This window comes from Brevibacillus sp. FIR094, from assembly GCF_050477165.1.
Classification (GTDB): domain Bacteria; phylum Bacillota; class Bacilli; order Brevibacillales; family Brevibacillaceae; genus Brevibacillus.
The window spans coordinates 1-945 of the sequence record NZ_JBEAES010000085.1; the positions used below are offsets into that span (position 1 = coordinate 1).

Sequence of the window (945 nt, forward strand, 5' to 3'; positions counted from 1 at the left end):
TGGCAGACGCGCGCGACTCAAAATCGTGAGGGAAACCGTGGGGGTTCAAGTCCCTTCACCGGCACCATATTCAAGCGGGTGTAGTTCAATGGTAGAACTCCAGCCTTCCAAGCTGGTCGCGTGGGTTCGATTCCCATCACCCGCTCCATATTTTGCGGAGGGATACCGAAGTGGTCATAACGGGGCGGTCTTGAAAACCGTTAGAGTGCAAGCTCACGGGGGTTCGAATCCCTCTCCCTCCGCCACTTCTTTTTATTACGAAATAATTATGGCGGCGTAGCTCAGATGGCTAGAGCGTTCGGTTCATACCCGAAAGGTCGGGGGTTCGATCCCCTCCACCGCTACCATAGGGGCATAGTTTAAAGGTAGAACGAAGGTCTCCAAAACCTTTGGTGTGGGTTCGATTCCTACTGCCCCTGCCAAGGAACATTCTTAAAGCGTATACATTATGGCGGTCGTGGCGAAGGGGTTAACGCACCGGATTGTGGCTCCGGCACTCGTGGGTTCAAGTCCCATCGATCGCCCCATTTTTTTATAACTACAATATGTCTCAGTAGCTCAGCTGGATAGAGCATCCGCCTTCTAAGCGGACGGTCGGGAGTTCGAACCTCTCCTGAGACGTTTTACATGCGGTCGTGGTGGAATTGGCAGACACACCATCTTGAGGGGGTGGCGGGGCGACCCGTGCGAGTTCGAGTCTCGCCGACCGCACCATTAATTTAAATGAGGTTAAAAAAACCTCTTGATTAATGAAAAGCAATGTGTTATATTAGAAATCTACTCACGAAACACACAAGTTTAACTGAGTAGAACAAATCACATAAAACTAAAAAAGTTGTTGACTTTCAAAGTTGAATGTGATAAATTAAAGATCTGCTCCGGAAACGGCGCAAAATGCTCTTTGAAAACTGAACAGCGAAAGCGTTAATGAGTCTATCATTAAAT

The 945-nt window shown here is 48.6% G+C and carries 7 tRNA genes; all 7 read left to right on the forward strand.

What is annotated here, in order from left to right:
- Positions 1–74: 74 nt before the first annotated feature.
- Positions 75–148: transfer RNA gene (locus tag ACQ5DJ_RS29885), tRNA-Gly, on the forward strand.
- Positions 149–156: 8 nt separating this feature from the next.
- Positions 157–245: transfer RNA gene (locus tag ACQ5DJ_RS29890), tRNA-Ser, on the forward strand.
- A 25-nt stretch (positions 246–270) separates the two neighbouring features.
- Positions 271–347: transfer RNA gene (locus ACQ5DJ_RS29895), tRNA-Met, on the forward strand.
- 1 nt (position 348) lies between these two features.
- A tRNA-Trp gene (locus ACQ5DJ_RS29900) sits at positions 349–422 on the forward strand.
- 29 nt (positions 423–451) lie between these two features.
- Positions 452–527: transfer RNA gene (locus ACQ5DJ_RS29905), tRNA-His, on the forward strand.
- A 20-nt stretch (positions 528–547) separates the two neighbouring features.
- Positions 548–621 (forward strand) — tRNA-Arg (locus ACQ5DJ_RS29910).
- Positions 622–629: 8 nt separating this feature from the next.
- A tRNA-Leu gene (locus tag ACQ5DJ_RS29915) sits at positions 630–714 on the forward strand.
- The last annotated feature ends 231 nt before the right edge of the window (positions 715–945 follow it).